Here is a 25,149-nt window from a genome sequence, read left to right on the forward strand (position 1 = left end):
GCATGTACACCCAATTCTTCAATCTGACCCAGCCGCCGTTCTCGATCGCACCCGATCCGCGCTACCTGTTCATGAGCGACCGCCATCGCGAGGCGCTTGCGCACCTGCTGTTTGGCGTCGGCAGCGGCGGCGGCTTCGTGCTGCTGACCGGCGAGATCGGGGCGGGCAAGACGACCGTGTGCCGCTGCTTCCTCGAACAGGTGCCCGAGCACTGCGAGCTTGGCTACATCTTCAATCCTCGCCTCAGCGTCGAAGAACTGCTGCAATCGGTATGCGAAGAATTTCATATCGCGCTGCCGGAAAGCGCCAGCGTCAAGGCGTATGTCGATGCGATCAACCGCTATCTGCTGGACTGCCACGCGCAGGGCAAGAACAATGTGCTGGTCATCGACGAGGCGCAGAACCTGTCGCCCGGCGTGCTCGAACAACTGCGCCTGCTGACCAATCTCGAAACCAGCGAACGCAAGCTGCTGCAGGTGATCCTGATCGGGCAGCCGGAGCTGCGCACGATACTGGCCGAACCGGGACTTGAGCAGCTCGCCCAGCGCATCATCGCGCGCTACCATCTTGGCTCCTTGTCGGAAGACGAAACCGGCAGCTATGTCAGTCACCGCATGGCGGTGGCCGGCGCATCGGGGCCGCCGGCGTTCCCGCCCGCGCTGACGCCGCTGATCCAGCGCCTGTCCAAGGGTGTGCCGCGCCGGATCAACCTTCTGTGCGACCGCGCGCTGCTTGGGGCTTACGTCGAGGGCACGCACCAGGTAAGCCGCGCGATCCTGCGCAAGGCGGCATCCGAAGTTTTCAGCGAAACCGATACGCCGGCGCCGAAACGCTGGGCGATGCTGGCCGGGGGAGTGCTCGCTGGCGCTGCGCTCAGTGCCGCCGCCCTGCAGTTAATTCCATCGCAGCCGCGCGGCACACCGGTGGCAGCATCGCCGGCGGCGCTGCCCGCGAAGCCTGCGGCTGCGCCAACAGGCCATGCGACGCCGGAGCCTGCGCTGCGCGAGCTGGCCGCGCTGTGGGGAGTCGCGCCTGGCGCCGGCGACCCGTGCGAGGCCGCGCAACAGCAGGAGCTGCGCTGCCACCAGGGCAAGGGCGGTTTGTACGAATTGCGCCAGCTTGACCGTCCGGCGGTACTGACCTTGCGCGACGGCCCGCAAGAACGCCACGCGGTGCTGGTTGCGCTGGACGACGACAAGGCGACGCTGGCGGTCGGCGGCGTGCGCCAGCAGGTGAGCGTCGCGTCGCTGGCGGCGCGCTTCGACGGCAGCTTCACCACCTACTGGCGCGTTCCGCGCGCGTTCCGCGACCACGTCCCGGCGGGCGGCGCGGGCGCCGATGTCGACTGGATCGCAGCGCGGCTGGCGCAGGTCGAGCGCAGCGCACAGCCGGCACAGGGGCAGCTTTTCGACGCGCCCATGCAGCAGCGCCTGCGCGCGTTCCAGGCGGCGCAAGGCCTGAAGGCCGACGGCATGGCCGGACCGCGCACCTACATGCGCCTGAACCAATTGGGTGGCGTCGCCGAACCGCGGCTGCTCGCCAACCGCAAGGAAAAATAAGCCGATGTCATACATCCTTGAGGCGCTAAAAAAGGCGCAGGCCGAACGCGAACGTGGCTCCGCGCCGACCATCCATGCAACCACCATTCACGCGGCGCCGGTGCGCTTCGCAACCAGCCGCAAGCCGCTGCTGATCGGCCTTGGCGCCGGTGCGCTGCTCGCTGGCGTAGCCGCGTTTGCGATGCTGCGCCAAAGCGCGCCGCAGCAGCAGCCGGTCGTCGTGGCCGCGGCAGCGGCGCCGCAGTCGCCGGTCGCGGCGCCCATGCCGCCGGTCGCGGCGCCCGTGCCGCCGCCGCCGGCTGTCGTTGAAGCGCCCAAGCCCGCACCCAAGCCTCCTCCGGTGGCAGCGGTGAAACCGCCGCAACCAGAACCGCAGCCCCAGCCGAAGCCGGACCGTGTCGAAGCGGCGCGGGCGCCTGAACCTGCGCCAATCGAGGACACCACGCCGCCGCTCAGCCAGCTGCCCGAAGCGATCCAGCGCGAAGTGCCGAAAGTCGCAGTCGGCGGCTACATCTACTCGGCCAACCCGGCTGACCGCCTGCTCCTGATCGACAAGGTGCTGCGGCGCGAAGGCGAGGAGGTGGCGCCCGGCCTGGTACTGGAACGGCTGCTGCCGAAAGCGGCGGTGATGAACTACCGCGGCTACCGTTACCGCCTCCCTTACTAGAAAGCGCCGAGATGCACAATGAAACGCCGCCTGGCCAGGTGCTGGGCGTGGTCGGATGGTCCGGCAGCGGCAAGACCACCTTGCTCGAATACCTGGTCGCGCAGCTGGCTGCGCGCGGGCTGCGCGTCAATGTGGTCAAGCACAGCCACCACGACATTCCACTGGAGCCGCCGCACAAGGATAGTGCGCGCCTGCGGATGGCCGGCGCGGCGGAGGTGATGATCGCCTCGCCATTCCGGGTCGCCATCATGCGCGAACTGCGCGGCGCCGCCGAGCCGCCGCTGTCCGAGCAACTGCAGCGCCTGGCCCCGGCCGATTTGACCCTGGTCGAAGGCTACAAGTGGGAGCCGATTGCGAAGCTGGAAGTGCATCGGCCGTCACTGGGGCAGCCGCCGTTGTATCCAGCCGATGGCGGCATCGTGGCCGTCGCCAGCGATGCCGCGCGGCCGCCCGGCCTGCGCGAGGGCCTCGAATGGCTCGACCTGAACGACGCGCCGCAAATACTGGCCTGGCTGATGTGCCGGATGGGCTAAAGTTATCGCGCCTTGCGCCGTTACCGAGGGATAGCCCCACCTACGGAGAATGCCATGGATGTCACTTCAATTGCAAAATTAGCAACATCGATCGCTGAAACCGGTAATCGCCAGGAAGTCCAGGCCGCGGTAATGAAGCGCGCGATGCAGATCGAAGGCTCGGTCGCGACCCAGCTGATCGACGCCATCAAGACCGCGCAGCCGGTGCAGCGGCTGCCGTCGAACCTCGGCAATAACATCAATACAACGGCTTGAGCCTGCTACAGTCGGAAATCGCGGTAAAATCCGCCATCCAACTCAGGAGAGCCCCATGAATAAACGTCAAGCAATGATCGCCGCTGCCCTTGCCGGCATGTGCGCAGCTGCAAGCAGCACCGCTTTTGCCCATAACCATGGCGAAAAAGGCGACAAGGCCGCTGATGTCGAGAAGGAAAAATGCTACGGCGTCGCGAAGGCCGGCGCCAACGACTGCGCCAGCTCGAATGGCGCGCACAGCTGTGCAGGCCAGGCCAAGACCGACAACGATCCTACCGAGTGGAAAAAAGTCGCCAAGGGCACGTGCGAAAAGCTCGGCGGCAAGCTGCCAGAGAAAAAGTAATACGCCACCGTGACACCCAACCAGCGCGCAGTCTCGGCGCCGGCTCTCCAGGCCGGCGTCGGGCTGCGCGCTCCGCATTACCGCGACGTCCTTGAGCAGCGGCCGGCAGTGGGCTGGCTCGAAGTCCATACAGAAAACTTTCTTGAGCGTTCGGGCTGGGACTGGCATGTCCTGACCGAGCTGCGTCGCGACTATCCGGTCAGCCTGCACGGCGTCGGGCTGGGCCTCGGCTCGGCGCGCGGGTTTTCCGAATCCCATCTTGAGCGAGTGCGCGCGCTGGTCGCCGCCGTCGAGCCAATGCTGGTGTCCGAGCATCTCTGCTGGGGCGCGGTGGGCGACCGCCACCTGAACGACCTGCTGCCCCTGGCGCTGGACAAGGCCGCGCTCGACTTGCTGTGCGAGCGGGTAGGGCGGGTGCAGGATGCGCTCGGGCGCCAGATTCTGCTGGAGAACGTCTCGACCTATGTGCGCTTCCGTTGCGACCAGATGAGCGAAGCGGAATTCATGGCGGCCTTGTCGCGGCGCACCGGATGCCGGCTGCTGCTGGACGTAAACAACCTGTACGTCAACCAGTGCAACCACGGCGAGGACGCGCTTGCCGCCATCGCCGCCATCGCACCGGGCAGCGTCGGCGAAATTCACCTGGCCGGGCACATGGTGACCCCGGCGGCCGTCATCGACCACCATGGGGCCGAGGTGGCGCCCCAGGTGTGGGCGCTGTACCAGGCTGCGCTGGCGCGCTTCGGGCGCGTTCCGACACTGGTGGAGTGGGATACCGACGTACCGCCGCTGGCAGTGCTGCTTGGCGAAGCCCGCAAGGCCGACGCGATCGCGGCGGCGTTCGCGCCGCTTGATGCCCCTGTTCCGGTGCCGGCGCTGGCGGCCACCATCGCGGCACGCGACTGCCTCGCCGACCAGCAGGCCTGGTTCGCCAGGGCGCTGTTCGACCAGGCGGCTGAAGCCGATGTGCTGGCGCATTTCAACGACGCCGGTGCGGGCCGCTTCGGCCTGTACCGCGGCAATCTCACGGTCACCTGGGACAAGGTCCTGTCCGCTGCCTACCCGGTCATCCGCCGGCTTGTCGGCGAAGAATTTTTCACCGCGCTGAGCCGCGCATACGGCATGGCCAGCCCCTCGACCGATGCCGACCTGAACAATTTCGGCGCCGGTTTCGCCGCTTTCCTCGCGCACTTCGAGCACGTTGCCCAATTTCCCTACCTGCCGGACATGGCGCGCTTCGAATGGGCGCTGCACCGCAATCATTTCGCGCCCGATGGCGCAGTCGTCACCGCGGCGCAGCTCGCTTCACTCGACCCGCTGCGTTTCGAACGAGCGCGTGCCCGTTTGCATCCTGCCTGCACGATGTTCGAGTCGCCCTGGGCAATTATTCCGCTCTGGCAGGCGCATCAGGCTGGCACCGAGGCCGCCTTCCCGCAAGACATGGCCGCGCCCTCGTTCGGCATCATCGCCAGGCCGCGCTGGAAGAGCGAGGTCGCCGCCATCCCCGCCAGCGCCCATGCCGCGTTGATGGTACTGGTCTCGGGCGGCACGTTCGGGGCCGCGCTGGATGCGGCCTGCGCGCTCGATGAGGACGTCGACGTGCCCGCCCATCTGGCGCAGTGGATCGCGCTCGGTGCGTTCGGTTCGCTGGAAGAGGGATCTTGAGGATGCGGCGCCGGGCCCTGGCGCCGCACGGGACTTGCTGGAACGATTCAGTGGAACGCGCGCAGGATGCGCGCTTCGCCGCTCTGGTCGGCGTGCTGGACTGCGGCGGCATTGGTCGCTTCGATCATCCGTGACAGCTGGGCGTCTTCGAAGCGCGCCAATTCCTCGGTCGCGGCATTGAGCGCATTGGCGAGCTTGGCGCGTGCGTTCTGGTAAATCACACTGGTGTACTGGTCGGTGTTCTTGAGTAGTTCCTCCGCATTTGCGATAACGAGTCGCAGGTCTCCGATGAGCCTTTCCTGCGTCTGAGACCTTTCTTGAGGGCTATTCATGGCGGCCTCCTCCAACGGTTGATCATGGTTACAATATAAACAAGCAAGAACGGCTGAGTTTGTCTCCGCGCAAATGAATGCGGGCACTTATTCTTGGGCCAAACACCCGCCAGATTCCCGCCTTGTTCCCTCGTTACCCCGTCAACCGCGACGCGTCGCCAGCGCTTACTGCACGCGAATACGCACGTCGCCGACACTGACGGTCTGGCCCGAGCGGATCTTCGCGGTCTTGCGCAATTCGCGCTTTCCGTCGACGGCAACAACACCGCTCGCGACCATGTTCTTTCCGGCGCCACCGCTGTCGCACAAGCCAGCCAGTTTCAGCAGCTGGTTGAGCTCGACGAACTCGCCTTCCAGATCAAAAGTGACGTTTTGCATTCTATCCTCGATTAAAATTGTTGGTTTTTTGATACTAAATCATGCTGATTGGGCAGGATGGGTCATGTCCATCGGAACGATCCACTGGCCAAATTCCTGCTCCGTGACGTAGCCCAGCGCCAATGCCGCTTCCTTCAGCGTGGTGCCTTCGTGCTGTGCCTTCTTGGCAATCTGGGCCGCGCGATCATAGCCGATGTGCGGCGCCAGCGCAGTCACCAGCATCAGCGAGCGCTCCATCAGCTCGCCGATGCGGAGGCGGTTCGGCTCGATGCCGCGCGCGCAATGTTCGTCGAACGAGCGCATGCCGTCGCCCAGCAATCGCGCGCTCTGCAAGAAATTGTGGGCGATCATCGGCTTGAACACGTTCAGCTCGAAGTTGCCGGACGCGCCGCCGATGGTGATGGCGACATCGTTGCCGAACACCTGGCAGCACAGCATCGTCAGCGCTTCGCACTGGGTCGGGTTGACCTTGCCCGGCATGATCGAGCTGCCCGGCTCGTTTTCCGGAATCGTGATTTCTCCCAGGCCCGAGCGCGGTCCCGACGCCATCCAGCGCACGTCGTTGGCGATCTTCATCAAAGCGGTGGCAAGCGTCTTGAACGCCCCGTGCGCGGCGACCAGCGCATCGTGGCCAGCCAGCGCGGCGAACTTGTTGGGCGCGCTCTTGAACGCCATCCCGGTGCGCGATCCCAGTTCGGCGGCGATGCGCGGCGCGAAATCGGGATGCGCGTTGAGGCCGGTGCCGACCGCGGTGCCGCCGGCGGCAAGTTGCAGCAGGCCCGGCAGCGTCGCCTTGATCATTTGCTCGGCATACTCGAGGTGCGCGACATAGCCGGAGAATTCCTGGCCCAGGGTCAGCGGTGTCGCGTCCTGCAGGTGGGTGCGGCCGATCTTGACGATGTCGTCAAACGTGCGCGACTTGACGGCCAGCGTGCTGCGCAGTTGCACCAGCGCCGGCAGCAGGTTCTTGACCACCGCCTGGGCGGCGGCCACATGCATCGCGGTCGGGAAGATGTCGTTGGATGACTGGCCAAGGTTGACATGGTCGTTGGGGTGCAGCAGGCGCGCCTCGCCGCGTTCGCCGCCCATCAGTTCGGAGCCGCGGTTGGCCAGCACTTCGTTCATGTTCATATTGCTCTGGGTACCAGAGCCGGTTTGCCAGACCACCAGCGGGAACTCGTCCGGATGCTGGCCTTCGAGTACTTCCAGTGCGGCGCGCATGATGGCCTCGGCCTTGTCGGCTGGCAGCAGGCCCAGCGACCGGTTGACAGCGGCCGCGGCGCGTTTGACCTCGGCCAGCGCGGTGACCAGTTCGGCCGGCATGCGTTCGCTCGAGATGTGGAAATGCTCCAGCGAGCGCTGCGTCTGCGCGCCCCATAAACGGCCTGCCGGCACGGCGATCGGGCCGAAACTGTCCTTCTCCATCCTGGTTTCCATGATGTTTTTCCTGTTATAAAGGGTTTTTGCTAAAGAGTTTACTCCAACGCTCGTTAATGTCGTCAGGGCCGCAAATTCGCGTTGCCACACTTTAGTCATTGGTCCAGATTTTATGCTTCGTCCTTGCCTCGCTGTTTTCCTACGCGCCGCCGGTATCCTGGCGCTCAGCGGTTCGCTGGCCAGTGCCTTTGCGGTCGAGCTTGGCGAGGTGGTCGTGCGCTCGCACCTCGGCCAGCCACTGGTGGCCGACATCGAACTGACCAGTTTTGCCGACGGCGCGATGCTCGACGCGCGCCTTGCCCACCCGGACGTCTTCAAGGGCGCGAACCTTGCCGTCAACCCGGTGCTGTCGAATGCGCGCATGGCGGTGACGCGGCGCGATGGCCGTCAGTTCCTGCGGATCACATCCGTCACGCCGGTCCAGACCCAGTACGTCCACCTGTTTCTTGACCTGGGCGAGGGCGGGCGCCGCAATGTGCGCCAGGTCAGCCTGCCGCTGACGCCTGATCCACGCCCGGCGTCACCGCCGCCTGCAGCTTTGCCCGTTGCCGCGCCGGTACAGCCAGTCGATAGCAAACCGGTCGCGCTTGTTGCGGCGGCTGCGCCCGCGCCGAAACTCGCGCCGCCTGTCGTCAAGCCGGTCGAGAAGCCGGCCGAGAAGCCGGTCGAGAAGCTGGCCGAGAAGCCGGTCGAGAAGCTGGCCGAGAAGCCCGCCAGCAAGCGGCCACTCGGCGCTGTCCCGGCCGCTGTGCCCGCTGCCTCCTGCCCGAAACCCCGCTACAGCGACGAGGAGGTGCGGGCCTGCGCAACGCGCGATTACAAGAACGCCATATTGTCAGCCCAGATCGTCGAACTCGAAGAGAAGGTCAAGGCCTTGCAGGCAGCGCTCGACGCGCCGCCCTTTGCCGCAGCCCCGGTGCTGCCGAAAGCCGTCGCCGCCAAGCCTGCCACGCTGGCGCCGCCGCCGATTCGCACCGTTGCGCGCAAGAAGGACAAGCCAGCCCCGGTGGAAGAGGGCGGCTTCCCATGGATGTGGCTGGGCGTCGCACTCGCCGCACTCGCCGCTGCCGCCGCTGTGGCGGCGCTCGTGGTGAAGCGCCGCAAGAAGGTCGATGTCGTCGCCCCGGTGCGGCCTAAGAGCAATATGATGGGTCGGCTGCGCGACGCGCTCAACCGTGACAAGCGTCCCGGCGAACGGCTTGAGCCGGTGGATGAGGCGTAAATGGTGCAACTTAGTTAATCTTAAGAAAAAATCAAAAATACTTTGTGCGTGCTCTGCATGAGCGAAAAATCTGGGCTATACTCTTTTCATGGTCTTTAAGGCCGATAACAGGGCATGGGCCTGGCGCAGCCACCACCGATAGCGTGGCGCGACAAACAGGTGACCGTTGAAGAAACGCCTGTCCTGGAAGCTGACTGCAAGGCAACGACGTCTCGCAGCCGCCGGATGCAACCGGCAACGAGGCGACACCAGGAGATACCTGGTGTTCGCTCTCCAGAATTCCTTCCCGTAGCAATCCCATTGTGTGATGCGCCAGCCCCTCCAGGGGCTGTCAGCCGTCGTCCGGCTTCAGCATGCCTTTCGCCCATAAAAAAAGCGCCCGCAGGCGCTGTCGATGTCTCGGCAGGGAAGGGCTTAGTGCGCCATCACATCCGACAACTGCCAAGGCTCGGTGACTTCGCGGATGGCGCGGTCGTTCGCCATGATCTGCTTGATCAGGTCGATCTTGCGCAGGCGGGCGGCGCCTGCCAGTTCCGGAACGCCGGTCTCGACACCGGCAGCTTGTGCTGCACAGGCCTTTTCCATCGCGGCCAAGCCATTCCAGTCGGCGGTTTTTGCGGCGCCTGCCATCTTGGCAGTGAGGCCAGCAATATTTTCGTACATCGAGAGGACTTCGTTGGAGGTCATGGGACACCTGGCCGATAGTGAGCGGATTACCGCGTGTCCCTCTATATCGGTACCCGTTTAGGAAACTTTAGGCGTTTTTTGAAAAAAATTGAAAATAATTGGCATTGCCGGTTTTATTGCTAATTAATCAATTCTTCCAGCCCTGCGCTGAGTTCCGTCAACGGCGGCATTTCCCCTAGCAACTCGCTTGGCTCGAGACCGAGCATCGCCGCGACTGCCGAGGGCACCTCGCCGGCCACGTCGTCCGGCGCTTCCCTGGCTTCGTTCAGCTGTGCGCGCCAGGCCGCGAGGTGAATGACCGCTGCCAGCCGGTCAGGAGGCGACCCGAGCAGCGGAGCGGCGACATCGCCGATCGTGTTGGTAAATACACTCGGGAATTTCCAGCGCTGAGCCAGGCCGGCGCTGACGTCGTAAAAGCTGAAGCCCAGCGCGTCGAGCTCATGGCGCATTCGTGCCGGATCGTAGGGTCCCGCCAGCTGGTCCAGCCTCTGCGCCTCGGCCGGCATGCCGGCGTGGATGATGACGAGTCCGATCGCATGCATCAGCCCGATGGTGAACGCCAGTTCGGCATCGTCGCCCGTTTTGCGCGCAATCCAGCGCGCGCTGCACGCGGTATTGAGGCTGTAGCGCCAGAAGCGGGGCAGGTCGAGGCCGGGCGGCGGACTCTTGAAGCCATTCACCAGTCCGCTGCTGATGACCAGCGTACGCACCGTCACAAATCCGAGCATGCGTACTGCGTCGTCAACGGTGGCAACGCTGCGCGAGACATTGTAGTAGGCCGAGTTGGCCAGGCGCAGCAGCTTTGCGCTCAGCACCGGGTCGGCCGACAGCGACCTGGCGATGTGCGCCGCCGGGACGCCGGGGTCGTCAAAATGTTGCAGGAGGTCGGCGAGAACCTTGGGCGCGGTCGGCAAGGCCTTGGGATTATGGAGCAGTTCATCCAGCGTCATTACGGCTCTCCTCGTTGTCGCAGCCACGTTCCCTTGACTATATCGCGCTTTCTCGCGGCGCGGTATAGCCTGTGGCAGCGCCGGCGTATTCCGCGTTTTCTGCATTCTGGCGCAGGATTTTCGCATCCTGTCGCAATTGCGTGGGTTGCCGCCCGCGCCTTCGCATACAGTGCAGTCTGGGGCGCTGCGGCATGTGGCGCGACCGTACAATAATAGAGAGGCGAGATGAGACATCCACACATGAAACAGCTGGCGCTGGCCGCCGCACTGGCGCTGGCCACCTTGCCGGCCCAGGCCGAAGCACCGTTCTCCTTCGCCGCCACGCCGGGCAAGCTTCCCAAGAACGTGGTGCCGGTGCTCTACACCGCCCACCTCGTCCCCAATCTCTCAGACAATACCTTCAGTGGGACGCAAACCGTCGACATCGATGTATTGACGCCGGCGTCGCGCATCATGCTCAACGCCGCCGACATGGCGTTCAATGGCGCCACCCTGTCGGGCAAGGGAATGACGGAGATTGTCCTGCGCCCGCAAGTGGACGCCAAAGAAGAAACCGTGACCTTCGAGCTGGGCCGCGAGCTTGCCCCGGGCCGCTACCAGCTGTCGCTGCAGTTCCGCGGGCAAATGAACCGCGAAGCGCGCGGCATGTTCCATATGGATTACAAGGTGGGCAGTGCCAGCAAGAAGATGCTGTCGACCCAGATGGAACCGACCGATGCGCGCCGCATGCTGCCAACCTGGGACGAGCCTGCCTTCCGCGCCGCCTACCGGCTGTCGGTCGACGTGCCGGGCAGTTTCAAAGCCTATTCGAATACGCCGGTGGACAAGCAGGAAGCGCTCGCCGGCGGCATGCAGCGCATCCATTTCGGCCAGACGCCGAAGATGCCGAGCTATCTGATGGTGCTGGTCGCGGGCGAACTCGAACGCATCAGCGAGCGCCACAAGGGCGTCGAGATCGGCGTCGTGACCACCGAGGGCAAAAAGGAGACCGGCAGGTTCGCGCTCGAATCGACCAAGCGCCTGCTCGGGTACTTCAACAACTACTTCGGCCAGCCTTACCCGCTGCCGAAGCTCGACCAGATCGCCGTGCCGGGCGGCTTCAACGGCGCGATGGAAAACTGGGGCGGCATCGTCTACAGCGAATCGACGCTGCTGTACGACCCGAAGAAAAGCCCGGACAGCGTGCGCCAGGGTTCCTTCGAGATCAACGCCCACGAAGTGGCGCACCAGTGGTTCGGCAACCTGGTCACGATGGCGTGGTGGGACAACCTGTGGCTCAACGAAGGCTTCGCCTCGTGGATGGCCACCAAGGCCACCGACCACTTCTATCCCGACTGGCGCCCGTTCCTGCACAGCCTGTCCGAGCGCGACTACGTGATGGAACTCGACGCGCGCAAGACCACGCATCCGATCCAGACACCAGTGCTGAACGAAGCGCAGGCGGCGGACGCCTTCGACGCGATCACCTATACCAAGGGCCAGGCTTTCCTGCGCATGCTGGAAGCCTACCTCGGCGAGCGCGACTTCCGCAAAGGCATCCGCAGCTACATGGAGAAGCACCAGTACTCGAACACCACGACGGGCGATCTGTGGGCCGCGCTGGAGAAGGCATCCGGCAAGCCGGTCGAAAAACTGGCGTCCGACTGGACCACCCAGCCGGGCTTCCCGGTACTCAAGGTCGCGCAGAGCTGCGAAGGCGGCAAACGCAAGGTCACCTTGTCGCAGCAGCAGTTCCGCCTCGATGAACCGGCCAAAGAACAGCGCTTGTGGAACGTGCCGGTGCAGGTCGGTACCGTCGGCGGCAAGGCGTATTACACGCTGCTGGCAGGGCCGAGTACCACCCTCACGCAGCACGGCTGCGACGCCGCGCTGGTGGTCGATCCGCACAGCGTCGGCTACTTCCGCGTGCAGTACGACGGCGCCTCGTTCGATGCGCTCGCCAGGCAGTCAGCCCAGCTTCCCGACACCACCCGCTTCAAGCTGCTGTCCGATACCTGGAGCATGGTGCAGGCCGACCGGCAGGACCTTGGCAGCTACCTGAAGCTGGTGTCGGGCTACCGCGACGAGCCGCGCCTGGTGGTGTGGTCGACCATCCTGGGCCACCTGAACACGCTCGACCGCATGGCGCAGGGCGAGCCTGAACAAAAGCTGATCCGCCGCTACCTGGTCGAGACAATCAAGCCGCGCTTTGCCAGGCTTGGATGGGAAGAGCGTCCAACCGACACGATCGAAGACAAGCAGCTGCGCGCGTCGATGGCCGCAGCCCTGGCACGCGCGGGCGACGCCGAGGCGATCGCGCAGGCGCGCGCGCGCTTCGCACGCTTCCAGGCCGATCCATCCAGCGTAAGCCCGGAGATGATCGACTTCACGTTCAGCGTGACCGGCCGGTACGCCGACGCCGCGACCTGGGAAGCCTTGTCGGCCAAGGCGATGACGGCGCAAACCGGGGAAGAGCGCAACCGCTACGGGCGCGCCCTGACCAACGTGCTCGATCCGGCGCTGTCGGCGCGCACGCTGGACAAGGCGCTGTCGCCCGACCTGCCGCCGCAGCTGGCCACGCAGATCGTGCCAGGGGTCGCGCGCAGCGAGCATATCGACCAGGCCTGGGCGTTCGCCGTCAACAACCGCGACGCGCTGATCAAGAACGAAGATTCCCTCGGCCGCAATCGCGCGTTCCCGAACATCGTCAGTTCGTCGTCAGAGGTGCGCCATGCCGACCGGCTTGAAGCCTATGTCCAGGCCAACTTCGGCCCCGACGCGCAGGCCGAGGCCCAGCGTGTGGCCAATGCCATCCGTACGCGCGCTGCGCAAAAGGCGCTGCTGCTGCCGCAAGTGCGCGCCGCCCTCAACTAACCGACCAAGGACCATGATGAAAACAAGCTGGAAGCCTGCCCGTACCGCCATTGCGGTGGCCCTGTACGCCACTTTCGCGATCGGCTCGGCGCACGCGCAAACGAGCGCCGCCAAACCTGTGCCTGCCGCATCGATGACGGTGCTGCCGGGCGACGACTTCTTCGCCTATGCAAATGCCGGCTGGCTGGCGAACACCGAGATCCCCGCCGACCGCAGCAGCTGGGGCGCAGGCGCCGCGCTGGCCGAAGAGACCAATCAACGCATCCGCAACATGATTGAAACGATCGCAGCGGACAAGAACGCCGGCGGCGACGCGCGCATTGTGGCCGACTACTATTCGTCGTTCATGGACGAAGCGGCGATCGAGGCCAAAGGCGCCGCGCCGCTCAAGCCGGCGCTGGCGAAGATCGACGCCATCAAGGACAAGGCGGCGCTGGTGCGCGCGCTGGGCGCGTCGGTGCGAGCCGACGTCGACCCGCTCAACGCCACCGACTTCTTCACCGAAAACCTGTTCGGCCTGTGGGTCGCGCAGGGCCTGAACGACCCGGCCCGCAATACGCCTTACCTGCTGCAGGGCGGCCTTGGCATGCCCGACCGCGCCTACTACCTGGCCGATAGCCCGCGCATGGCGGAACTGCGCACCAAGTACCAGCAGCACATCGCCGCGATGCTCACGCTGGCCGGCTATGCCGATGGCGGCGCCCGCGCCGCCAGGGTATTCGCCCTGGAGACCGCGATCGCGCAGTCGCACGCGCCGCGCGAAGACTCGGCCGATGTACAAAAGGCGAACAACAACTGGAGCGTCAAGGACTTCGCTGCCAGGGCCCCGGGCATCGACTGGAACGCCTTCTTCAAGGCCGCCGGTCTGGCAGGGCAGGACAAGTTCATCGTGTGGCACCCGAGCGCGATGGCCGGCGCGGCGAAACTGGTCGCCTCGACCGACGTGGCGACCTGGAAGGACTTCCTCGCCTTCCACGCGATCAACCACAACGCCGCCGTGCTGCCCAAGGCCTTCGCCGACCAGCACTTCGCGTTCTATGGCACCGCCATGTCCGGCACGCCGCAGCAGTCGCTACGCTGGAAACGCGCGCTGGCGGCGACCAACAATGCCGTCGACGAAGCAGTGGGCAAGCTGTATGTCGAGCGCTTTTTCCCAGCCGAGAACAAGCAGCGCCTGCAGCAAATGGTGAGCAACATCGTGACCGCATTCAGCAAGCGGGTCGAGAAGCTCGAGTGGATGGCGCCCGCCACCCGCGCCCACGCGCAGGAGAAGCTGCGCACGCTTTACGTCGGCATCGGCTACCCGGAAAGGTGGACATCGTATGCGGGCCTGAAGGTGGTGCGCGGCGACCCGCTCGGCAACGCGATGCGGGCCGAGGAATTCGGCTACGCGCAGGCGCTGGCCAAGCTGAAGAAGCCGGTCGACCGCACCGAATGGTCGATGCCGCCGCACGTCGTCAACGCCGTCAACATGCCGATGCAGAACGCGCTGAACTTCCCGGCGGCGATCCTGCAGCCGCCGTTCTTCGACCCGAAGGCATCCGACGCGGTCAACTACGGCGCCATTGGCGCGGTCATCGGCCACGAGATCAGCCATAGCTTCGACGATCAGGGCGCGCAGTTCGACGCCCAGGGCCGCCTGCGCGACTGGTGGACCAAGGAAGACCTGGCGCACTTCAAGACCGCATCGGACAAGTTGATCGCGCAGTACTCCGACTACAAGCCTTTCCCTGACCTGGCGGTCAACGGCCAGCTCACCCTGAGCGAAAACCTGGCCGACCTGGCCGGCCTGGCGGCGGCGTACGACGCCTACAAGGCCACCGGTTCGGACAAGGCATCGATGGTGGACGGCGACCGCGAGTTCTTCATCGGCTACGGGAACACCTGGCGCACCAAGATGCGCGAAGGCGCGGCCCGCCAGCGCATCCTGACCGACGGCCACGCGCCGGGCGAGTATCGTACCGCCACGGTGCGCAATCTCGATGCCTGGTACAAGGCGTTCGACGTCAAGCCGGGCCAGAAGCTGTACCTGGCCCCCGGGCAGCGCGTGCGCGTCTGGTAGGGCGCACGCGCGCCTGGCCGGCCCCGCGTCAGTGGTGCCGGACCGCGAGCGCGTAGCGGTGGATGTTGAGGTCGCCGCCGGGCCAGAAAATATTGCGCGAGACCTTGGCCAGCAGCGTCACTGGATTGCCCGACGTGTTGCGGTAGCTGGTGGTGGCCCTGGTGTTGTACGGGTCGGTGCTGGCCTGCGCCAGTTGCGCGCCGCTGGCGTTAACGATGGCCACAGCCCAGAAATCGGACGCGTAGCTGTCCGAGCGAATCAGGCGGCTGCCGACGAAGTCGAGCGTCAGGCTGGCGCCTGCCGCCACCTGGATCCGGAAGTAGTGATCGGTCCCGAAGCGCATTTGTCCCAGTGCGCCGGTCGCTGGCGCGTTCAGCGCGTCGGCGCTATCGATGGTGGTGTTGGTGCCCGAACTGGTGGCGACCGTCGCCGCGCCGGTCGGCGGTGTGCGGTACCAGACCGGCAATCCATTTGCCGTGCGCACCACCAGGTTGCCGTCGTTGGTGACCTGCAGCGACGATTCCGGATATTCCCAGGTTCCGGCGTGCCACAGCACCGCTTGCGGCGCGCGCAGCCCGGCCTTTTGCACGACCAGGTTGCCGTCCACTTGCATCGCGGCGTAGGCGCCATGGTGGCCGCCGGTGCCGCTGCTCCAGACCGCGGTGCCGGGGTGGCGGTATAGCGCCAGGTTGCCGTCACCTTGCATCGCCAGCCCGTACCGGCCATCGCACGAGCTGACCGATGATCCGCTGGACAGCTGCCTTCCCGATTCCAGCAGTCCGCACGTGGCGCCCGCGCTCCACGCCGGGCCGACGTTAATTGCCCGCATTGCATTCCACACCGCCTGTTCTTGCGGCGAGCCCGGGCCGAACAGGTCCTGGCTGGCGGTAATCAAGGCCTGGCGCGCTGCCACGTAGTCGCTCATCATCGTGAAGTAGTAGTTCATCGCCCGGTACCAAATGCGGAAGGCGCTGTCGTTGCCGATGCCGGTCATCCCGTCCGGCAGGTGGGGCGAGAAGCGCGAGCCGGAGAGCGCGGCGCCGTTGGCCAGAAAATAAAAGGCGCGGTTCATCGGACCGCTGGCCCGGTGCGGCCCGGCCTGGTGCAGCTTCGGCGTCCATTCGTCGATGCCGCCGGTCAGGCTCGGCTTGTACATGATGCGGTAGTTCGGGACCCTCGCTTCGTCGAGGATGGTCCAGTTGCCGCCGGTCTGGGGAATCGTTGCGGCGCCGGACGCAAGGCCGCCGCCGCGCACGTAAAATTCCACCATCGCGCCGAAGATGTCGGAGTTGGCTTCGTTCAGGCCCCCCGGCTCGGCGGCATACATCAGGTCGCCGGCGAACTGGTTGACGCCGTGCGCCATCTCGTGGGCGACGATGTCGAGCGAGGTGAGGTTGCGGATGCCGGACTCCGGGCTGCCGTCGCCATAGCGCATGCAGAAGCACGACGGATACCACGCGGCGTTGGCGCCGCCCGATTGCGACTGCGGGTCGTGGACCACGGCGAAGGTGGCCCAGCCATGGAGGCCGTCGATACCGCTGCGGTTGATGACGTTGCGGTAGAAGTCCCAGCTGGCCTGCATGCCGAAGGCGACGTCAACGCCCGCCGTTTGCTGGGTATCCGGGTTGCTCGATCCGGCCGTATAGTTGGCGCCATCGCCCCAGGTATTGGTCTCGTCGCGCATCGCATGGGAGGCGGCCGGGGTGTCGGCGACGTAGTCGAGCACCAGGTTGTTGGCGTACTGGCCTTCCGGCCGGCCGGGCTGGCCGGCTGCGCCGCGCTGCATGTCGCGCATCTCGTAGCCGCCGATGGTGCTGTTGGCGTTGATGCTGACCGTGCCGCTGTACTGCGACCTGGCGCCGTCGGCGCGTGCGTGCGCCGTCTGCAGGCTCGGCCAGCTGTCGAGGACCTCGCCGGAATGGGCGTCGACGATGACTTCCATCGAGACGTCGCCATCGACCCGGTTGCGCGTCTCGAGGTGCACATGGTAGGCCAGTGCGTTGCGCACCAGGCGCCGCTCCATCATGGTTGCGTCGATGTTGCGCGAGCCGCGGTAGCGGGCGGCGATTGCGCGCCTGGTGACCGGGTAGACCAGCAGTTCGGCCTGCGGCGCGACGGTGAAGCCGCCTTGGATGCCGGCCTTGGCGGCCGCGGTGCGGATCGCGGTGCCCTCGGAGACGCGTGGCGCCACATCGACCACAGGCGAGTGGTGCAGCGACAGCGAGTACGGCAGCACGCGGTTGCCGGCATCGACATGGCTGACCAGTTGCCCGCCCCAGACCTTCAGCCCGCGGTAGCGCTGCTGGAAGCGCACGTGGGTGATGCCGAACGGATCGACATCCGAACGGATCGGCACGAACTCGCTATCGGCCCCGATGCCGAGGATGCTGCGCGACGATTGCAGGGCTTGCGACGCGCGCGCCACCCGCTCGCTGCTGTCGGCGCGAATCCGCGCCACCACCTCTTTCGGCTGCGCCGCAAGCTGCGCCTGCGCCTGCGCCGCGGCCAACATGCCCAACACGACTACCCCCAAACCCCTGCTGATCGATGTGCCCATTTTTGTTCTTCTCCACATGAATAAATACGGGACGGCGGGATCGACGTCCTCGCTCACAAATGCTGAGTTAGTCAGACAGCGCAACGCCGCGGTTGTTCGCGTCATCTGTTAGGTATCGAACAGAGTCCCGTCGATAAGGGTTCTATCGTGTACCGGTCACATGCGTTATGTGGCCCTGACGTCAACGATTTACTCACTTAGCGAGGTACTCGACATGAACAAGGACCAGGTAAAAGGCAAGGCCAAGGAAGTTGCGGGCAAGGTTCAAAAGAACGTCGGCGATGTTGTCGGCAGCTCGGAGCAGCAGCTCAAAGGCATGAAGAATCAAGCCGAGGGCAATATCCAGCAAAAAGCTGGCGACGTGAAAGAAGCTGCCAAGACCAACCGCGGAAACCGTTAACGTTCCCGCTTATCGCGACAACCCGCCCGCGGTCACACGCGGCGCGGGTAAAATGCATTGATGGACCAACTACACGACATCGCCCAGCGCACGCTGGCGCACTACCAGGACAATGCGCGGGAATTTTTCAATGGCACCGTCGGGCACGACGTCAGCCAGAACATCGCCGCGCTGCTCGGCGCCATCGAAGCACCTGCGCCATACACGATTCTCGACCTGGGGTGCGGGCCAGGCCGCGACCTGAAAACCTTGAAGGGCATGGGGCACCGCGCCATCGGGCTTGACGGCGCCGGCCGCTTCGTCGAGATGGCGCGCGACTACAGCGGCTGCGAAGTCTGGCACCAGAACCTGCTGCACCTTGAACTGCCCGCAAGCATGTTCGACGGCATCTATGCCAATGCGGTGCTGTTCCACGTGCCGAGCCAGGCGCTGGCGCACGTACTCAAGCGCCTGTTCGACGCCATCAAGCCGGGCGGGGTGCTGTTTTCATCGAACCCGCGCGGCCACAACCAGGAAGGCTGGAACGGCGAACGCTACGGCAGCTACCATGACTACGACTCCTGGGCGCGCTTCGTCACTGCGGCCGGGTTCGCACCACTGCATCATTATTACCGTCCCGAAGGACTGCCGCGTGATCAGCAACCGTGGCTGGCCAGCGTCTGGCGCAAACCTGCCGAATGCTAGCAATGTGCGTGCGCGAACAGAAGAGTTCGATGCAAGCGGATATTCTGAACTCATCGCATCGGCCATGTGGCCTTGCACCTTTAAGGAGTTCACCATGAACAAAGACCAAGTCAACGGCGCATTGAAAGACCTCGGCGGTAAAATCCAAGAAGAGACCGGCAAGCTGACCGGTAGCCAAGAGCAGCAGGCAAAGGGCCTGGCGAACCAGGTCGAAGGCAAAACCCAGGAAAAAGTGGGCGATGCAAAAGAAGTCATCAAGGATGCACTGAACTAAATCGTTCAGTTTCAGCCAAAAAAAAGCCGCTTTCCCAAGCGGCTTTTTCCGTTGCGCGGCTGGAAATCAGCGCGCGTCGCTGCCGAGGTGGCGGCGGAAGAATGCTTCGATGGTGCTGTACACGTGACGCTGGCCCGGGCGCGACGAGATGCCGTGCTTGGCGCCAGGATAGGTCATCAGGTCGAACTTGATGCCGCGGTTGACCAGTGCGTCGATCAGCTGCGTGGTGTTGCTGAACAGGACGTTATCGTCGGCCATGCCGTGCACCAGCAGCAGCGGCGACTTCATGCCGTCGAGGTGGGCGAACACGCCGCTGTCCTTGTAGGCCTCCGGATTCGACTTTGGCGTCGCGCCGACGAACTGTTCGGTGTAGTGGGTGTCGTACAGCGACCAGTCGGTTACCGGCGCGACCGATACGCCGGCGGCGATCTTGTCCGATGCCTGTGCCAGCAGGCGCAGCGTCATGAAGCCGCCGTAGCTCCAGCCGAATACGCCGACACGCTTCGGATCGACGAAGCTCTGCTTGCCGAGCCATTCGATACCGGTCAGCTGGTCTTCCACTTCATGCTTGCCCAGGCCGCCGTAGATGGCATCGGTGAAGCTGCGCTCGCGCCGCGACGAGCCGCGGTTATCGAGGCGGAACACCACGAAGCCTTGCTGCGCCATGTACTGGTCGAAGTTATTGCCCCACTTGCGCGCAACGTGCTGGGCGTGCGGGCCGCCGTAGGTCGACAGATACACCGGATGGCCCTTGCCCGCGTCGAAGCCGGCTGGCTTGATGATCGAATAGTGCAGCGTATGGCCGCCGTTCCCCGTGAGCGTGCCGTATTCGGTCTTCAGGTGATCGGCCTTGTATTTGCCGTACGGGTGGCTGTCATTGAGCTCATTTTTTTCGAGCCATTCAACCAGCGAACCATCGGCGCGGCGGATTGCCACTTGCGGCGGGGTCGCCGGGTCGGAGAACGTGTCGACGAAGATCTCGCCGTTGTTGGCGAACGAAGCTTCGTGCCAGCCGTCGGCCTTGGTGATGCGCACCGGCTTGTCGGCGCTGCTGCCATCGAGCTTGAGGGCGTAGACCTGCTTGTCGATGATCGCGTCCTTGTTCGAGGCGATGAACACGCGGCCCGATTTCTCGTCGACCGCCAGGATGTTATCGACACCCCATTCGCCGCGCGAGATCGGATGCAGCAGCTTGCCGTTCATGTCGTACAGGTACAGGTGATTGCGGCCGGTACGCTCCGACGCCCAGATGAACGCCTTGCGCTTCTTGAGGAACTTCAGGTCGTCATGGATGGTGGTCCAGGTTGGCGAGGTTTCGGTCAACAGCGGGCGCTGCGCCAGGGTGGCGGCGTCGACCGCGATCAGGTCGAGGCGCTTCTGGTCGCGCGTCTGGCGCTGGTATACCAGCTGTTTGGCGTCGCTGCTCCAGTCGGCGCGCACCAGGTAGATGTCCTTCTCCGCGCCCAGGTCGATCTTGCGCTGCTCGCCGGTGACGGGCGAGACGATCATCAGATCGACCAGCACGTTCGGGTCGCCGGCGGCCGGGTAGCGCTGCTCGACGACTTCGGTGCGGTCAGCGAAGATTTCGAAGCGGCGCACCACCGGCACCGGTGCTTCGTCGTAGCGCTTGTAGGCGATCGCGGAATCGTCCGGCGCCCAGTAATAGCCGGTGCGCTGGCCCATTTCTTCCTGCGCGATGAATTCGGCTTCGCCATTGTGGATCGTGCCCTTGCCGTCGCTGGTGAGCTGCTTCTCGGCGCCGCTGGCCAGGTCGATCACGAACAGGTTCTGGTCGCGCACGAACGACAGGTAGCGGCCCTTCGGCGAAATCTTCGGATCACCCACATTGCCCGATGCGACCTTGCGCGCCGCTTCCGGCTTGTTCGCGTCGACCAGGTACAGGTTGCCGGCGATCGGCACCAGCAGCTGCTTGCCGTCGGGCGACCAGCTGTAGCTGATGATGCCGTTCAGGCTCGCGGTGCGCGCGCGTTCGCGGCGCGCTTTTTCTTCAGGCGACAGGGTCTCGTTCGGCACCAGCACTTTGGAGTCGACCAGCCGCTTGGTGGTCTTGTCCTTCATGTTGTATTCCCAGAGGTCGAGCTGGAACTGGTTGTCGGGACGGCCGCGCAGGAAGGTCACGCGGGCGCCATCGGGCGATACGCGCAGGTTGCGCACGCCAGGTCCCGCCAGCGCCGGGTCGGCGTGGATGCGGTCCAGCGTCAGGCGTTCCGCGGATGCGGGAACGCACGACAGTGCGGCTAACAAGGGGAGTAGAAAACGCATGGATGGTCTCGAAGTATTGATTAATTGGATCGGAACAACTGCGAGACGATACCAGAGTCGCTGCCAAAACGCTGTAAATACCCCCTGCTTATTTCAGCTTCGCGACTGCAGCACGCGCTCGCGCGACAGGTGCTGCAGCGACCATGTAAGCAGCGCCGCGGCGATGGTCAGTCCCAGCACCAGGCCGATCCAGTAGCCGCTGGCGCCCATCGGCGCGGCCGGCGCCCAGGGGAACCACGACGGTGCGCGTCCCAGCAGGTAGCCGACCGGCAGCGAGAAGCCCCAGAACGCCAGCAGCTGGATCTGCATCGGCTGGCGCGTGACGCGGTAGCCGCGCAGCGCGCTGGCGGTGGCCACCTGGGTGGCGTCGGACAGCTGGAACAGCGCGGCAAACAGCAGCAGCTCGGCGCACATCGCCTGCACCGCGAGATCGGAGGTGTAGGCGCGCGCGATCTCCCAGCGGAACAGGGCGATGAAGGCGGCCGACAGCACGCCGAATGCGACCGACATCGCCACGCCGATCCACGACGCGAAGCGCGCGCGCGCCGGGTCGCCTTGGCCCAGCGCCTGGCCGACCCGTGTGATCATGCCGATGCCGAAACTGAGGGGCACCATGAATACCAGCGCCGAGAAGTTCAGCGCGATCTGGTGCGCCGACACCTGCACCACGCCGAAGCGCGCGACCAGCAGGCTGATGGCGCCGAACGCGCTGGCTTCGGCAAAGTAGGTGATCCCGATCGGTACGCCCAGGCGCAGCATGCTGGCGATCTCCGGCAGGTGCGGCCATTCCCAGTGGGTGAACGGGTAGGTGGCGCGGTAGACCGGGGCCACGCGGATCCAGGCGATCATCGCGGCCAGCATCAGCCACATGCCGGTGGCCGTGGCCACCGCGCAGCCGATGCCGCCCAGCCGGGGCATGCCCCAGTTGCCGAACACCAGCAGCCAGTTGACGAAGACGTTGAACAGCAGCCCGAGGATGGCGATCACCATCACCGGCTTGGTGGCGTTGAGACTGGTGGTGTAGCCGTACAGCGCGCGGTAGCAGCCAAAGGCCGGCATTCCGAGGCTGATGACATGGACGAACAGCGCGGCGCGGTCGGCGACCGCCCGATCGAGCCCGATATGGTAGAACAGCAGCGTCGCCAGGTTGGTCAGCAACATGGCGACGACGCCGACGCCGAACCCTTTCCACAGGCCCTGGCGCACCACGTGCGGAATCCGCTCGAACTGGCCGGCCCCGGTTTCATGGGCCACCAGGGTGTTCATCGACATCATGGTGCCGATCACCGCCACCAGCAGGATCGACCACACCGAGGTGCCGATCGACACGGCCGCCAGTTCGCCGGCGCTGACGTGGCCCGTCATCGCGACGTCCGCCACACCCATGCCGACCGTCGCCAGCTGGCCGACCAGCATCGGCCAGGACAGCTGCCACAGGGCTTTGACTTCGGATCTTGCGGAATGACGGGGACTGGCGGTGTTGGCTTGCATGGCTGCGCGGAGGAGGCGAAACCGTCGATTCTAACGGCTTTGCCCGCGCCGCGGGCGGTGAACTCATTGCTGGCCGGCGGCGCGCGGCGGCAGCGAGGACAAGTAGGCGTGCAGCGCGTCGACGTCGACGTCGGTCATCTCGCCCAGCGACGCGAACGGCATGATCGGGCTCACCGCGCTGCCATCGGGCCGCCGTCCGCTACGCAGCATCGCCTTGAACGCGTCCGCCGTCGCGTAGCGCGGCATCACGCTGCCTTTGCCTGGCGTGAGGTTGGCCGCGTGCGGCCAGTCGGGCGGCGAGCCGGGGATCTTGCCCCCACTGAGGTTGGCGCCATGGCAGCTGATGCAGCTGTTGGCCACGTAGGCGCCGTGCACCACGCTGGCGGCCACCACGTGCGGGGTCGCCGGTGCCAAGGCATGGTCGATCTTCTCGGCGGCGTCGCGGATCATGCCGAAGCCGTACTGCACCTTGTAGAGCCACGGCAGTTCGATCACCGCGCCTTGGCCATCCACCGGCGGCAGCTGCCGGGCGTAGCTGATGATGGCGGAGGTGTCGTCGTCGGTGAGGCGGTTGTAGTCTTCGCTGGGCATGACCATCACCGGCGTGCCGTCCGGCTTGACGCCGTGGCGCAGGGTGCGCACCCAGTCGATCGTCGCGTAGTGCGCGGTGGCGCTGCCTGCGCCGCGCGTGATGTTGGGCGAGATGACCAGGGTGCCGGCTTCAGCGACGACCTCCTTGCCGGCGCCGTTGGCGCCATGGCAGTCGGCGCAGCCGCGGGTTGAAAACAGGTAGCGGCCATTTTCAAGGTGCGCGGCGTCGGTGCGCAAATCGACCTTCGACACCGGAACGGTGATGAGACGCGCCATCTTGCGCTCGCCGAGCACCACGCCGAGCACCAGCCCGGCAACGCCCAGCAGCACCAGTGCGGCAATGGCCGCGGCAACCGACTTGATCCAGGTTTTCATGCTATGCCTCTTCGTGTTGCTGGCCGCTGATAATGCGTGACGAACGGAAAGAAAACAGCGCGGAAACGTGCGCCTCCGGACGCGGCTGCGCTGTACGATTGTTCAAACCGATTCCGGAGTGCCGACCGTGGAATACAAGGACTACTACCAGACGCTTGGAGTCGAAAAAAGCGCATCCGCCGATGACATCAAAAAGGCGTACCGTAAACTGGTGCGCAAGCACCATCCCGATATCAGCAAGGCGAGCGACGCCGAGAAAAAAACCAAGGAAATCAACGAAGCCTACGATGTGCTGGGCGACGCCGAAAAGCGCGCGGCCTACGATGAGCTCGGTCGCGGCCAGCGCCCCGGCCAGCCGTTCCAGCCACCGCCGGACTGGGGCTCCAGCTATGATTTCGGCGCCGGCGGCGGCAGCGCCGACGACTTCTTCTCCGACCTGTTCGCCCACGCCGGCCGGCGCGCCGGCGCGCGCGGCGGCGGCGCGCAGTTCAAGATGCGCGGCGACGATATCCACGCAGGCATCACCGTTCCGCTGCACGACGCCTACCATGGCGCCACCCGCACCATCACGTTGCGCGCACCCGAGCGCGACGCCAGCGGCCGGGTCGTGACGCGCGAGCGCTCGCTCAGCGTCGATGTGCCGAAAGGAATTGTTCCCGGGCAGCAATTGCGGCTGGCCGGCCAGGGGCACCCCGGCGTCAACGGCGGTGCGGCCGGCGACTTGTTCCTGGAGATCCAGTTGCAGCCCGACGCGCGCTACCGCGTAGAAGGGCGCGATGTGTATGAAAATGTTCCCGTGGCGCCGTGGGAAGCGGCGCTCGGCGCGCAGATCGATGTGCCGACGCCTTCCGGACCGGTGCAAGTGAGCGTGCCGGCCGGTTCGCAATCCGGGCGCAAGCTGCGCCTGCGCGCGCGCGGCATTCCCGGTCACCCGCCCGGCGACCTGTACCTGATCCTCGACCTCGTGCTGCCGCCTGCAAGGGACGAACGGGCGCGCGAGTTCTACCAAAAAATGGCGCGCGAACTGGCATTCAATCCGCGCGCCGGCATCGGAGTGTGAACCATGCGCAGCGATTCCATTGCCGCCCAATTGCTGGATGAAACTGCGCTGACGCTGGAGGAACTTGCCCATGCCTGCGGCGTCGAACCGGACTGGGTCATCCAGCATGTGCGCGCAGGTGTGCTGGGCGATAACGTGGAAGTCGAACTGACCCAGTGGCGCTTCGGCGGCAGCGAACTCGGGCGAGCACGGCGCCTGCTGCGGATCGAACAAGACTTCGACGCCAACGAAGACCTCGCGGCGCTGGTGGTTGACCTGGGCGACGAAATCCGCCGCCTGCGGGCGCGGCTCGCCGTGCTGGGCGCCCGATAAGCACCCCTGCGGCATCCAGTGGCGACCATGCGACATGCAACCTCCCTCGAACCGGGCTGATGTACGGACTATGCTACTGGCGCTATTCCGGGGCTTGATGCACAACAACTCAGCTGCTTGCGTGGCGGGCATTCATCCGGGCGACGCGGTTGCCGGATGAACCTTACACTTCAATATCA

General features: G+C 65.2%; 23 protein-coding genes. 14 read left to right on the top strand and 9 right to left on the bottom strand.

The annotated features are described in order from the left end of the window. The first annotated feature begins 2 nt into the window (after nt 1-2). From I4X03_RS05525 to bufB, 6 genes are read left to right on the top strand one after another with little or no spacing between them, the layout of a single operon-like run. Nucleotides 3-1,559 (top strand): AAA family ATPase, encoded by a 1,557-nt coding sequence (locus tag I4X03_RS05525; RefSeq protein WP_223466896.1) that lies wholly within the window; start codon nt 3-5, stop codon nt 1,557-1,559. A 4-nt stretch (nt 1,560-1,563) separates the two neighbouring features. After that, nucleotides 1,564-2,226: a general secretion pathway protein GspB gene (locus I4X03_RS05530; protein WP_223466898.1), complete on the top strand. Its 663-nt coding sequence runs from the start codon at nt 1,564-1,566 to the stop codon at nt 2,224-2,226. Between the two features lie 11 nt (nt 2,227-2,237). After that, entirely contained in the window at nt 2,238-2,759 is a 522-nt protein-coding gene (gene mobB, locus I4X03_RS05535; protein WP_223466901.1) for a molybdopterin-guanine dinucleotide biosynthesis protein B, read from the top strand. A gap of 54 nt (nt 2,760-2,813) precedes the next feature. Continuing rightward, complete coding sequence (locus I4X03_RS05540) at nt 2,814-3,014, top strand: YjfB family protein (protein ID WP_223466903.1); 201 nt, start codon at nt 2,814-2,816, stop codon at nt 3,012-3,014. Nucleotides 3,015-3,069: 55 nt separating this feature from the next. Continuing rightward, nucleotides 3,070-3,357 carry a BufA1 family periplasmic bufferin-type metallophore gene (locus I4X03_RS05545; RefSeq protein WP_223466905.1) on the top strand — a complete coding sequence of 96 codons (288 nt, stop codon included), beginning with the start codon at nt 3,070-3,072 and terminating at the stop codon, nt 3,355-3,357. A gap of 9 nt (nt 3,358-3,366) precedes the next feature. Continuing rightward, nucleotides 3,367-5,022: an MNIO family bufferin maturase gene (bufB, locus tag I4X03_RS23285; RefSeq protein ID WP_223466907.1), complete on the top strand. Its 1,656-nt coding sequence runs from the start codon at nt 3,367-3,369 to the stop codon at nt 5,020-5,022. A 47-nt stretch (nt 5,023-5,069) separates the two neighbouring features. Here the strand turns inward: bufB and I4X03_RS05555 are convergent, their stop codons facing one another. The 3 genes from I4X03_RS05555 to fumC form a co-directional block, all read right to left on the bottom strand. Continuing rightward, entirely contained in the window at nt 5,070-5,354 is a 285-nt protein-coding gene (locus I4X03_RS05555) for a DUF883 family protein (RefSeq protein WP_223466909.1), read from the bottom strand. A gap of 165 nt (nt 5,355-5,519) precedes the next feature. After that, nucleotides 5,520-5,732, bottom strand: coding sequence for an RNA-binding S4 domain-containing protein (locus I4X03_RS05560; protein ID WP_131428688.1), 213 nt, complete (start codon nt 5,730-5,732; stop codon nt 5,520-5,522). A gap of 39 nt (nt 5,733-5,771) precedes the next feature. Then, nucleotides 5,772-7,169, bottom strand: coding sequence for a class II fumarate hydratase (gene fumC / locus I4X03_RS05565; RefSeq protein WP_223466911.1), 1,398 nt, complete (start codon nt 7,167-7,169; stop codon nt 5,772-5,774). Between the two features lie 112 nt (nt 7,170-7,281). On the opposite strand from fumC, the gene I4X03_RS05570 reads away from it, so the two are divergent. After that, nucleotides 7,282-8,391: a type IV pilus assembly protein FimV gene (locus I4X03_RS05570; RefSeq protein WP_223466914.1), complete on the top strand. Its 1,110-nt coding sequence runs from the start codon at nt 7,282-7,284 to the stop codon at nt 8,389-8,391. A 414-nt stretch (nt 8,392-8,805) separates the two neighbouring features. On the opposite strand, the gene I4X03_RS05575 is transcribed toward I4X03_RS05570, so the two are convergent. Together I4X03_RS05575 and I4X03_RS05580 are read right to left on the bottom strand one after the other, a co-directional pair. Then, a complete protein-coding gene (locus I4X03_RS05575; protein WP_223466916.1) occupies nt 8,806-9,078 on the bottom strand; it encodes a flagellar protein FliT in 273 nt (90 codons plus the stop codon). Nucleotides 9,079-9,197: 119 nt separating this feature from the next. Continuing rightward, complete coding sequence (locus I4X03_RS05580) at nt 9,198-10,028, bottom strand: HDOD domain-containing protein (RefSeq protein ID WP_223466918.1); 831 nt, start codon at nt 10,026-10,028, stop codon at nt 9,198-9,200. Nucleotides 10,029-10,253: 225 nt separating this feature from the next. Here I4X03_RS05580 and I4X03_RS05585 point away from each other — a divergent pair, with 225 nt between their 5' ends. Further along, the gene (locus I4X03_RS05585) at nt 10,254-12,881 is read left to right on the top strand and encodes a M1 family metallopeptidase (protein ID WP_223466920.1); all 2,628 of its coding nucleotides are present in this window, start codon (nt 10,254-10,256) and stop codon (nt 12,879-12,881) included. A 13-nt stretch (nt 12,882-12,894) separates the two neighbouring features. Then, nucleotides 12,895-14,943 (top strand): M13 family metallopeptidase, encoded by a 2,049-nt coding sequence (locus I4X03_RS05590; protein ID WP_223466923.1) that lies wholly within the window; start codon nt 12,895-12,897, stop codon nt 14,941-14,943. Between the two features lie 28 nt (nt 14,944-14,971). On the opposite strand, the gene I4X03_RS05595 is transcribed toward I4X03_RS05590, so the two are convergent. Next, nucleotides 14,972-17,455 carry a M4 family metallopeptidase gene (locus I4X03_RS05595; RefSeq protein WP_223467578.1) on the bottom strand — a complete coding sequence of 828 codons (2,484 nt, stop codon included), beginning with the start codon at nt 17,453-17,455 and terminating at the stop codon, nt 14,972-14,974. Between the two features lie 259 nt (nt 17,456-17,714). On the opposite strand from I4X03_RS05595, the gene I4X03_RS05600 reads away from it, so the two are divergent. The 3 genes from I4X03_RS05600 to I4X03_RS05610 all read left to right on the top strand — a co-directional run bounded on the left by I4X03_RS05600 (nt 17,715) and on the right by I4X03_RS05610 (nt 18,858). After that, nucleotides 17,715-17,900: a CsbD family protein gene (locus I4X03_RS05600; RefSeq protein WP_223466925.1), complete on the top strand. Its 186-nt coding sequence runs from the start codon at nt 17,715-17,717 to the stop codon at nt 17,898-17,900. A gap of 60 nt (nt 17,901-17,960) precedes the next feature. Then, nucleotides 17,961-18,584 carry a class I SAM-dependent methyltransferase gene (locus I4X03_RS05605; protein ID WP_223466928.1) on the top strand — a complete coding sequence of 208 codons (624 nt, stop codon included), beginning with the start codon at nt 17,961-17,963 and terminating at the stop codon, nt 18,582-18,584. A gap of 94 nt (nt 18,585-18,678) precedes the next feature. Next, the gene (locus I4X03_RS05610; protein ID WP_223466930.1) at nt 18,679-18,858 is read left to right on the top strand and encodes a CsbD family protein; all 180 of its coding nucleotides are present in this window, start codon (nt 18,679-18,681) and stop codon (nt 18,856-18,858) included. A gap of 66 nt (nt 18,859-18,924) precedes the next feature. On the opposite strand, the gene I4X03_RS05615 is transcribed toward I4X03_RS05610, so the two are convergent. From I4X03_RS05615 to I4X03_RS05625, 3 genes are all read right to left on the bottom strand, one after another. Then, nucleotides 18,925-21,141 carry a S9 family peptidase gene (locus I4X03_RS05615; RefSeq protein WP_223466932.1) on the bottom strand — a complete coding sequence of 739 codons (2,217 nt, stop codon included), beginning with the start codon at nt 21,139-21,141 and terminating at the stop codon, nt 18,925-18,927. Between the two features lie 93 nt (nt 21,142-21,234). After that, nucleotides 21,235-22,632 (bottom strand): MATE family efflux transporter, encoded by a 1,398-nt coding sequence (locus I4X03_RS05620; protein WP_223466934.1) that lies wholly within the window; start codon nt 22,630-22,632, stop codon nt 21,235-21,237. A 63-nt stretch (nt 22,633-22,695) separates the two neighbouring features. Next, nucleotides 22,696-23,598 (bottom strand): cytochrome c, encoded by a 903-nt coding sequence (locus tag I4X03_RS05625; protein ID WP_223466936.1) that lies wholly within the window; start codon nt 23,596-23,598, stop codon nt 22,696-22,698. 127 nt (nt 23,599-23,725) lie between these two features. On the opposite strand from I4X03_RS05625, the gene I4X03_RS05630 reads away from it, so the two are divergent. Continuing rightward, nucleotides 23,726-24,658, top strand: a complete 933-nt coding sequence (locus tag I4X03_RS05630) for a DnaJ C-terminal domain-containing protein (protein WP_223466944.1) — start codon at nt 23,726-23,728, stop codon at nt 24,656-24,658. 3 nt (nt 24,659-24,661) lie between these two features. Beyond that, nucleotides 24,662-24,970, top strand: a complete 309-nt coding sequence (locus tag I4X03_RS05635; protein WP_223466946.1) for a chaperone modulator CbpM — start codon at nt 24,662-24,664, stop codon at nt 24,968-24,970. Nucleotides 24,971-25,149 lie beyond the last annotated feature (179 nt).

It is taken from the genome of Massilia soli (assembly GCF_016809835.1).
Taxonomy (GTDB): domain Bacteria; phylum Pseudomonadota; class Gammaproteobacteria; order Burkholderiales; family Burkholderiaceae_D; genus Telluria_A; species Telluria_A soli.

What these genes read in the sequence shown, in the direction of transcription:
- I4X03_RS05590 (WP_223466923.1), top strand. Translation starts at nt 12,895, where the DNA reads ATGATGAAAACAAGCTGGAAGCCTGCCCGTACCGCCATTGCGGTGGCC.
- I4X03_RS05570 (WP_223466914.1), top strand. Translation starts at nt 7,282, where the DNA reads ATGCTTCGTCCTTGCCTCGCTGTTTTCCTACGCGCCGCCGGTATCCTG.
- I4X03_RS05605 (WP_223466928.1), top strand. Translation starts at nt 17,961, where the DNA reads ATGGACCAACTACACGACATCGCCCAGCGCACGCTGGCGCACTACCAG.
- I4X03_RS05610 (WP_223466930.1), top strand. Translation starts at nt 18,679, where the DNA reads ATGAACAAAGACCAAGTCAACGGCGCATTGAAAGACCTCGGCGGTAAA.
- I4X03_RS05620 (WP_223466934.1), bottom strand. Translation starts at nt 22,632, where the DNA reads ATGCAAGCCAACACCGCCAGTCCCCGTCATTCCGCAAGATCCGAAGTC.
- I4X03_RS05625 (WP_223466936.1), bottom strand. Translation starts at nt 23,598, where the DNA reads ATGAAAACCTGGATCAAGTCGGTTGCCGCGGCCATTGCCGCACTGGTG.
- I4X03_RS05560 (WP_131428688.1), bottom strand. Translation starts at nt 5,732, where the DNA reads ATGCAAAACGTCACTTTTGATCTGGAAGGCGAGTTCGTCGAGCTCAAC.
- I4X03_RS05600 (WP_223466925.1), top strand. Translation starts at nt 17,715, where the DNA reads ATGAACAAGGACCAGGTAAAAGGCAAGGCCAAGGAAGTTGCGGGCAAG.
- I4X03_RS05530 (WP_223466898.1), top strand. Translation starts at nt 1,564, where the DNA reads ATGTCATACATCCTTGAGGCGCTAAAAAAGGCGCAGGCCGAACGCGAA.
- I4X03_RS05545 (WP_223466905.1), top strand. Translation starts at nt 3,070, where the DNA reads ATGAATAAACGTCAAGCAATGATCGCCGCTGCCCTTGCCGGCATGTGC.
- mobB (WP_223466901.1), top strand. Translation starts at nt 2,238, where the DNA reads ATGCACAATGAAACGCCGCCTGGCCAGGTGCTGGGCGTGGTCGGATGG.
- I4X03_RS05585 (WP_223466920.1), top strand. Translation starts at nt 10,254, where the DNA reads ATGAGACATCCACACATGAAACAGCTGGCGCTGGCCGCCGCACTGGCG.
- I4X03_RS05635 (WP_223466946.1), top strand. Translation starts at nt 24,662, where the DNA reads ATGCGCAGCGATTCCATTGCCGCCCAATTGCTGGATGAAACTGCGCTG.
- I4X03_RS05525 (WP_223466896.1), top strand. Translation starts at nt 3, where the DNA reads ATGTACACCCAATTCTTCAATCTGACCCAGCCGCCGTTCTCGATCGCA.
- fumC (WP_223466911.1), bottom strand. Translation starts at nt 7,169, where the DNA reads ATGGAAACCAGGATGGAGAAGGACAGTTTCGGCCCGATCGCCGTGCCG.
- I4X03_RS05540 (WP_223466903.1), top strand. Translation starts at nt 2,814, where the DNA reads ATGGATGTCACTTCAATTGCAAAATTAGCAACATCGATCGCTGAAACC.
- I4X03_RS05555 (WP_223466909.1), bottom strand. Translation starts at nt 5,354, where the DNA reads ATGAATAGCCCTCAAGAAAGGTCTCAGACGCAGGAAAGGCTCATCGGA.
- I4X03_RS05595 (WP_223467578.1), bottom strand. Translation starts at nt 17,455, where the DNA reads ATGTTGGCCGCGGCGCAGGCGCAGGCGCAGCTTGCGGCGCAGCCGAAA.
- I4X03_RS05615 (WP_223466932.1), bottom strand. Translation starts at nt 21,141, where the DNA reads ATGCGTTTTCTACTCCCCTTGTTAGCCGCACTGTCGTGCGTTCCCGCA.
- I4X03_RS05575 (WP_223466916.1), bottom strand. Translation starts at nt 9,078, where the DNA reads ATGACCTCCAACGAAGTCCTCTCGATGTACGAAAATATTGCTGGCCTC.
- I4X03_RS05580 (WP_223466918.1), bottom strand. Translation starts at nt 10,028, where the DNA reads ATGACGCTGGATGAACTGCTCCATAATCCCAAGGCCTTGCCGACCGCG.